This window comes from Novosphingobium capsulatum NBRC 12533 (genome assembly GCF_001598375.1).
Lineage (GTDB): Bacteria > Pseudomonadota > Alphaproteobacteria > Sphingomonadales > Sphingomonadaceae > Novosphingobium > Novosphingobium capsulatum.
In genome coordinates this window covers 42,952-49,352 of sequence record NZ_BCYV01000026.1, presented here as the reverse complement: position 1 = coordinate 49,352, position 6,401 = coordinate 42,952, and the positions used below count along the sequence as shown (strand labels likewise).

At 67.0% G+C, this 6,401-nt stretch carries 6 protein-coding genes; 4 read left to right on the top strand and 2 right to left on the bottom strand.

Annotation, left to right across the window (positions count from 1 at the left end; all coding sequences use genetic code 11):
• Positions 1-209: 209 nt before the first annotated feature.
• The gene (locus SCA01S_RS19455) at positions 210-1,277 is read left to right on the top strand and encodes an ABC transporter substrate-binding protein (RefSeq protein WP_022675408.1); all 1,068 of its coding nucleotides are present in this window, start codon (positions 210-212) and stop codon (positions 1,275-1,277) included.
• Positions 1,278-1,408: 131 nt separating this feature from the next.
• Here SCA01S_RS19455 and SCA01S_RS19450 read toward each other — a convergent pair whose 3' ends face one another.
• Positions 1,409-1,885, bottom strand: coding sequence for a cupin domain-containing protein (locus SCA01S_RS19450; protein WP_062788339.1), 477 nt, complete (start codon positions 1,883-1,885; stop codon positions 1,409-1,411).
• Positions 1,886-2,049: 164 nt separating this feature from the next.
• On the opposite strand from SCA01S_RS19450, the gene SCA01S_RS19445 reads away from it, so the two are divergent.
• From SCA01S_RS19445 to SCA01S_RS19435, 3 genes are all read left to right on the top strand, one after another.
• Entirely contained in the window at positions 2,050-3,006 is a 957-nt protein-coding gene (locus SCA01S_RS19445) for a LysR substrate-binding domain-containing protein (protein WP_062788348.1), read from the top strand.
• 121 nt (positions 3,007-3,127) lie between these two features.
• Complete coding sequence (aptA, locus tag SCA01S_RS19440; RefSeq protein WP_084391141.1) at positions 3,128-4,492, top strand: omega-aminotransferase AptA; 1,365 nt, start codon at positions 3,128-3,130, stop codon at positions 4,490-4,492.
• A 6-nt stretch (positions 4,493-4,498) separates the two neighbouring features.
• The gene (locus SCA01S_RS19435) at positions 4,499-5,410 is read left to right on the top strand and encodes a LysR family transcriptional regulator (RefSeq protein ID WP_062788337.1); all 912 of its coding nucleotides are present in this window, start codon (positions 4,499-4,501) and stop codon (positions 5,408-5,410) included.
• On the opposite strand, the gene SCA01S_RS19430 is transcribed toward SCA01S_RS19435, so the two are convergent.
• Positions 5,387-6,325 (bottom strand): LysR substrate-binding domain-containing protein, encoded by a 939-nt coding sequence (locus SCA01S_RS19430; protein ID WP_062788336.1) that lies wholly within the window; start codon positions 6,323-6,325, stop codon positions 5,387-5,389. The two genes, SCA01S_RS19435 and SCA01S_RS19430, sit on opposite strands and share 24 nt — an antisense overlap.
• Between the last annotated feature and the right edge of the window lie 76 nt (positions 6,326-6,401).

Below are 6,401 nucleotides of genomic sequence, written 5' to 3'. Positions count from 1 at the left end.
CGGGCGTGGCCAGCGCGGCGGCCGCCGTGGCCGAGCCGGTCTGCACGAAGGCGCGCCGCGTCAGCCGTCCGCCGGGCATGCCTTTGGGTGAGCCATCGCGTGCCATTGTCGTTTCCCCGTGATGAAAGGCTTTACCTGTATCCTGTGATCACATATCGTGCGCAAAAGCAATGCCCGAAAATCCAACCGGGCCAACCATGAGGGCAATCATGCAAGCAACCCCTTCGCGGCGCGGATTCCTGGCCGGCCTGGGCACGGCCGCGGTCGGCATCACGTTTTCCGGGCTGGCGGGGTGCAAGAAGCATCCTTCGCAGATGGTCAATTTCTACAACTGGGATACCTACGTCGGTAAGCATACCCTGTCGGGCTTTGAGCAGGCCAGCGGCATCGGCGTGAATATGAGCCTCTATTCCAACAACGACGAGCTGTTTGCCAAGCTGCGCGGCGGCAATCCCGGCTATGACGTGGTGGTGCCAGCCAACGATTTCGTGCAGCGCATGGCCAAGGCCAACATGCTGATGCCGCTCGACCATGCCAAGATTCCCAACATGAAGAACATCCTGCCGCGGTTCCAGGATGCGCCGTTCGATCCGGGCCGCAAATATGCCATGCCCTATACCTGGCTGGTGCTGGGCATCGGCTATCGCAAATCAAAGATCCAGGGCGTGCCCGACAGCTGGAAATGGGTGCTGGATTCGCCGCAATACAAGGGCCGCATTGCCGTGCTGTCTGACGCGGCAGACCTGTGCCGGCTGACCGAAATCTACCTCGGCGCCGACATGAACACGTTCGACAAGGCGACGCTCGCCAAGGTGCAGGACCTGCTGATCCGCCAGAAGGGCAACATCGCCACGTTCCATGACGACAATGGCCAGGATCTGCTGCTGTCTGGCGATTGCGACATCGTGATCGAATACAACGGCGACATCGCCCAGGTGATGCGCGAGGACAAGGACCTCGCGTTCGTGGTGCCCAAGGAAGGCAGCATCCTGCAGTCCGACCAGCTGTGCATCCCCGCTGGCGCGCCCAATCCCGATGCGGCGCACGCGTTCATCAACTACCTGCTGAGCGCAGACGCCGGCGCCGATATCTCGCGCACCATTCGCTATCCCACGCCCAATGGCGCTGCGCTGGCGCAGATGGACGCCGAATATCGCGACAACCCCGCGATCTTCCCGCCCGAGGCGGCGCTCGCCAAGTGCCAATACGCCAACTATCTGGGCGAAGATGCCTATCGTGCGTTTCAGGATGTGATCACCCGCGTGCGCGCGGCATAGGCGGAGGGGGAAAGCGGGCGTTGCTCTCCCCTCCTCTTCAGAGGAGGGGCCGGGGGTGGTGGAGGCGTAGCGCAAGGTTTCGCACCACCCCCCAACCCCCTCCTCTGAAGAGGAGGGGGCTTACTGTTGCTTTATTCCACCGGCTTTTCGGGGTCGTAGACCACGTAGAACTTTTCATAGCCCTTGGAATCCCACCGGCCTAGCCAGCCCTTGGGGATCGATACTGCATCGCCGGCCTTCACCTCCAGCACGGTGCCATCGGCCGAGGTGAGGGTGACGCCGCCCGAAAGGAAGACCATGAATTCGTTCACCGGATAGCCTGCGCCGGTGAAGCTGTCGTGGTTGGGGCCGGCAACGGCATAGGCGCCGCTCATGAACTTCTTGTCGGCCGAATGCAGCTGCGGCAGGTCTGATACAGCCGCGCCGCCTTCGCTGCTGTGGTGCGCGGCGCTGCTGGCGAGGGCGGCGGTGACCGCGCTGCTTGCCAGTTTGGCCGGCTTGGCGATGCTGGCGGCGCCGGTATCAGCAAGGGCTGCGGTGGCGGGCAGGGCCAGCGCCAGGCCAAGGCCCAGGGCAAAATGCCGCGCAGAGCGGATGTGGACGCGCATCGGACGGTCTCCTGTTGCAAAGTGCTGCGATCACAATTGCGATTGGATTGTCCGGCGTCAACTGCGCGATCGGCGGGAAATGTTGCGATTTTGGGCTGCGTGGTGCGTCTGGTGCACCGCCCAATTCGTGGTATGATGCGATCGCACCAGCAATGAGGACGTGCGTGCCCAATTCGTTGCCTCCCAAAGACCTGATTTCCGGCGATTTCCTGTCGGGCAAGGCCATTCCACCGTTTGCCGCGCTGCGCGCGTTCGAGGTGGTAGGCCGGGTCGGTGGGGTGCGCCGCGCCGCCGCGCTGCTGCGCCTCGATCACACGGTGGTGAGCCGCCATCTCAAGGCGCTGGAGGAATGGCTGGGGGTGATGCTGGTCGATCGCCAGGGCGGCCGCGTGACCTTGACCGAGGCGGGGCAGGCCTATCATGCGCGGGTTTCGGCCGCGATGCTCGATGTGGTGTCTGCCACGCGCGAGATCATGGCCCAGGGGCAGATTCACGACCTGCGGCTGTGGTGCGTGCCGGGCTTTGCCACGCAGTGGCTGTCTGCGCAGATTGCCGCGTTCGAGCAGACCGGGCCGGGTTTCCAGGTGGAACTGCGCCCCACCGACCGGCCGGCCAACCTGATCCAGTTCGAAGCCGATGTGGATATCCGCTATTACGGCGATGGCTGGCTGCCGCAGCCGGGCGGGCCGGGGCTGCACACGCTGGTGCTGGCGCGACCGCCGCTACTGGTCGTGGCGAGCCCGGGCGTGGCACGGGCGATGGTCGGGATCGGCGGGGTGGACGATCTCTTGGCCGCGCCGCTGTTGCATGAGGAGCACCACGAGCAATGGCGGTTCTGGCTGCGCGGCAATGGGCTGGACCTGGGGCGCCAGCCGCTGCCCGGCGCGCTGCTGTGGCATGCCCACCTGGCGCTGGCTGCGGCGCGGGCGGGACGCGGGCTGGCCCTGGCCAATCGCTATCTCGTGGCCGATGACCTGGCCAGTGGCGCGCTGGTGGAACTGGCGGTGCCGGGCGCGCAGGCCGTGGCAATCGGGTCTTATTGCATGGTGACGCGCGCCGATCGCGCCAACAATCCGGCCATCGCGCAATTGCGCCGCTTCCTGCGCCAGCAGGTGGAGTGAGCCGATGTGTGGTGCGCCCCATGCACCACCGACGATCGCTTTTCCCCCTCCCGCGTCGGCGTGCCATTTTCGAAAGGTAACCTGAAAAAGATTCACGGCATCGCCGTTTGCAGGAGCTTTCATGGCCAGCCAGACCCAGTCGCCCGCAGCGGCCCCAGCGTCGATCGATTTCGCCAGCATGGATGGCGTGGATCTTGATCATTTCTGGATGCCGTTCACCAACAATCGGTTCTTCAAGCAGAACCCGCGCCTGTTCGTGGCGGCGAGCGACATGCACTATACCACGGCCGATGGACGCCAAGTGCTCGATGCCACGGCGGGGCTATGGTGCGTGAACGCCGGGCACGGGCGCGCGGCGATCACCGATGCCGTGACCCGGGCGGCGCAGACGCTCGATTTCGCGCCGACGTTCCAACTGGGCCATCCCCTGGCGTTCCGCCTGGCCAGCGATGTGGCGCGGATCATGCCGGCGGGGATGGACCGCGTGTTCTTCACCAATTCGGGTTCGGAAAGCGCCGATACCGCGCTCAAGATGGCGCTGGCCTATCACCATGCGCGCGGCGATCACACGCGCTTTCGCCTGATCGGGCGGCAGCGCGGCTATCACGGCACCAATTTCGGCGGGCTTTCGGTGGGCGGCATCGGCGGCAACCGGCGCCGCTTTGTCAGCCAGGTGTGGGGGGTGGATCACCTGTCGCACACCCATGGCCAGGCCGTGCGGTTTTGCCGGGGCATGCAGCCGGGCAATGGTGCCCTGGCCGAGGAGCTGGAAGAACTGATGGCGCTGCATGGGCCTGAAACGATCGCGGCGGTGATCGTGGAGCCGGTGGCGGGCTCCACCGGGGTCTTGGTGCCGCCGCAGGGCTATCTCCAGGCGCTGCGCGATATCACCCGCAAGCACGGCATCCTGCTGATCTTTGACGAGGTAATCACTGGCTTTGGTCGCCTGGGCAAAGCCACGGCGGCGGAATACTTTGGCGTGACGCCCGATATCATCACCACGGCCAAGGGGCTGACCAACGGCACCGTGCCGATGGGGGCAGTGATCGCCAGCCGCGAGGTGCACGATACCGTGGTCAACGGCAGCCCCGAGGGCATCGAGTTCTATCACGGCTATACCTATTCCGGCCATCCCGTGGCGGCAGCGGCCGGGCTGGCGACGCTGGGGCTCTATCGCGAGGAAGGGCTGTTCGAGAATGCCGCCGCGCTGGCTGCGCATTGGGAAGCGGCGGCGCACGCGCTGGCTGATTGCCCGCATGTGATCGACGTGCGCAATCTGGGGCTGGTGGCCGGGATCGAACTGGCCCCGCGCGATGGGACAGTGGGCGCGCGGGCGATGGAGGCGTTCCACCGCGCGTTCGATGCCGGGCTGCTGATCCGCGTGACCGGCGATATCATCGCGCTGTCTCCGCCCTTGATGATCAGCGCCGCGCAGATCGACACGATCTTTGGCATGCTGCGTGAGATCCTGAACGATCTGGCGTGATCACGCATGGCGCGTGACCGGCTTCCCCCGCTCAAGTCCCTGGAAGGGTTCGAGGCGGCCGCCCGGCTGGGCAGCTTTGCCGCGGCGGCGCAGGAACTGGGACTGACGCAATCGGCGATCAGCCACCAGGTGCGCAACCTGGAAGAGGCGCTGGGCCATGCCCTGTTCCGCCGGGTCTATCGCCAGGTGGTCCTGACCGATGCTGGCCGCGATTTCCACCGCACGGTTCGCGACATGCTCAAGGTGCTGCGCGGCGGGGTGAGCCGGCTGGCGCCCTATCGCAAGGCCAATTCGGTGATTGTCTATGCCGATGCCGGGTTTGCCGGGTGCTGGCTGCAGCCGCGCCTGCCGCGCCTCATGGCCGATCTGCCGGGGATGGACCTGTGGCTCGACAGCCGCGGTCTGGCGGTGGATTTCGAGACGACCGAACTCGATATCTTCCTGACCGACGCGCCCGATGGTGGCGACACGGGCCTGCCCAGTGAAACGCTGCTGGGGCTGGACTATGCGGTCTATGCCGCGCCGGCGCTGGCCGGGGCGGCGGCTGGGTTTCTCGAAGGGCGGGGCACCGTGCCGCTGTTGCACGATGAAGGGCCGGTGGATTGGGCGGCATGGTATGCCCACTTCGGCTTGGCGATGCCGGGCGGTGACGCGCTGATCGCCGGGCCGACGTTTACCGCCGTGCCCGCCCTGCTGGGCGCGGCGGCCGATGGGCTGGGCTTGGCATTGGCGGCGCAGGGTTATGCCGCGCCATGGGTGGCGCGTGGTGAGCTGGTGCCCGTGGGTGACCGCATCTGGCTGGGCGCGGCGCAGCTGACCATGGTGGTGCGGGCCAAAGGGCGGGGCGATGCCCATGTCCATGCCCTGGCCGATTGGCTGCGCGCGGCTGCCGCGTCAGGCCAGCCAATCGACCGGTGAGGCGGCCACGGCCTCTGCCAGCCAGGCGCGGAAGCGGGCGATCGGTTGCGCGTCCCACATATCTGCCCGCGCGGTGAAGTAATAGGCGCCCGGCGCGCAGGGGGAAAAGGCCGGATTGCCCGCGCCCAGTTCGACCAGGCGCCCGCTGCGCAGGTGCTCTGCCGCCAGGAAGCCATTGGTGATCGCCACCCCCTGGCCATCGGCGGCCGCAGCCAGGGTCATGTGCGCCTGCCACAGCCGCGCGGCCAGTGGCGGCTGGGCATCTTCCAGGCCTTGCGCGGCAAACCAGGCGCGCCATTCGGCGTCGGAATCCTCGTGCAGCAGGGGCAGGGCCAGGAGATCGCGTGGGGTAGCGACGCGGGCGCCGGCCAGCCAGGGCGCATCGGCCCGCGCCACCGGAAACAGGCGTGGCCGCACGATCGCCTGGCGTGTGAGGTTGCGTGGGGTGGCCAGCGCCGGGGCCGTATCGAGATACCAGCGGATATCGCCCTGCGCCTCGCGCCGGACAAGGTCGGGCGGGCTGTCACTGGGCCGCAGGTCCAGCGCCATGCCGGGGTAGCGGCGGCCAAAGCCGGGCAGGTTGGGGGTGAGCCACAGATAGGCCAGGCCCGCCACCGACCACACATCGAGCCGCCCGCCCGCTGCGCCACCGCGCATCTGGCTGGTGGCGGTGCACAACTGGTCGAACGCCGGGCCGATCAGCGCGTGATAGCTTTCCCCCGCCGGGGTCAGCCCGCCGCCGTGGCGATCGACCAGCATGACCCCCAGCCAGTCTTCCAGCGCGCGCAGATGGCGGCTGACGATGGCATGGCTAACGCCCAGTGCAGCGGCCGTGCGGCGCACCCCACCATGGCGGCCAAACGCCTCGAACGCGCGCAGCGCGGCAAAGGGCGGCAGGTGTGGACGATCTGGCATGGCAATGGTAACCCCTGGTCACCATCCGGGTAGCATTAGTGGGCTTTTGCGCGCAAGCCGATGGTGCGACAAGCAT

Excerpts from the sequence above, each read along its gene's own strand:
- SCA01S_RS19430 (WP_062788336.1), bottom strand. The coding sequence starts at position 6,325 with ATGCCAGATCGTCCACACCTGCCGCCCTTTGCCGCGCTGCGCGCGTTC.
- SCA01S_RS19450 (WP_062788339.1), bottom strand. The coding sequence starts at position 1,885 with ATGCGCGTCCACATCCGCTCTGCGCGGCATTTTGCCCTGGGCCTTGGC.
- aptA (WP_084391141.1), top strand. The coding sequence starts at position 3,128 with ATGGCCAGCCAGACCCAGTCGCCCGCAGCGGCCCCAGCGTCGATCGAT.
- SCA01S_RS19455 (WP_022675408.1), top strand. The coding sequence starts at position 210 with ATGCAAGCAACCCCTTCGCGGCGCGGATTCCTGGCCGGCCTGGGCACG.
- SCA01S_RS19435 (WP_062788337.1), top strand. The coding sequence starts at position 4,499 with ATGGCGCGTGACCGGCTTCCCCCGCTCAAGTCCCTGGAAGGGTTCGAG.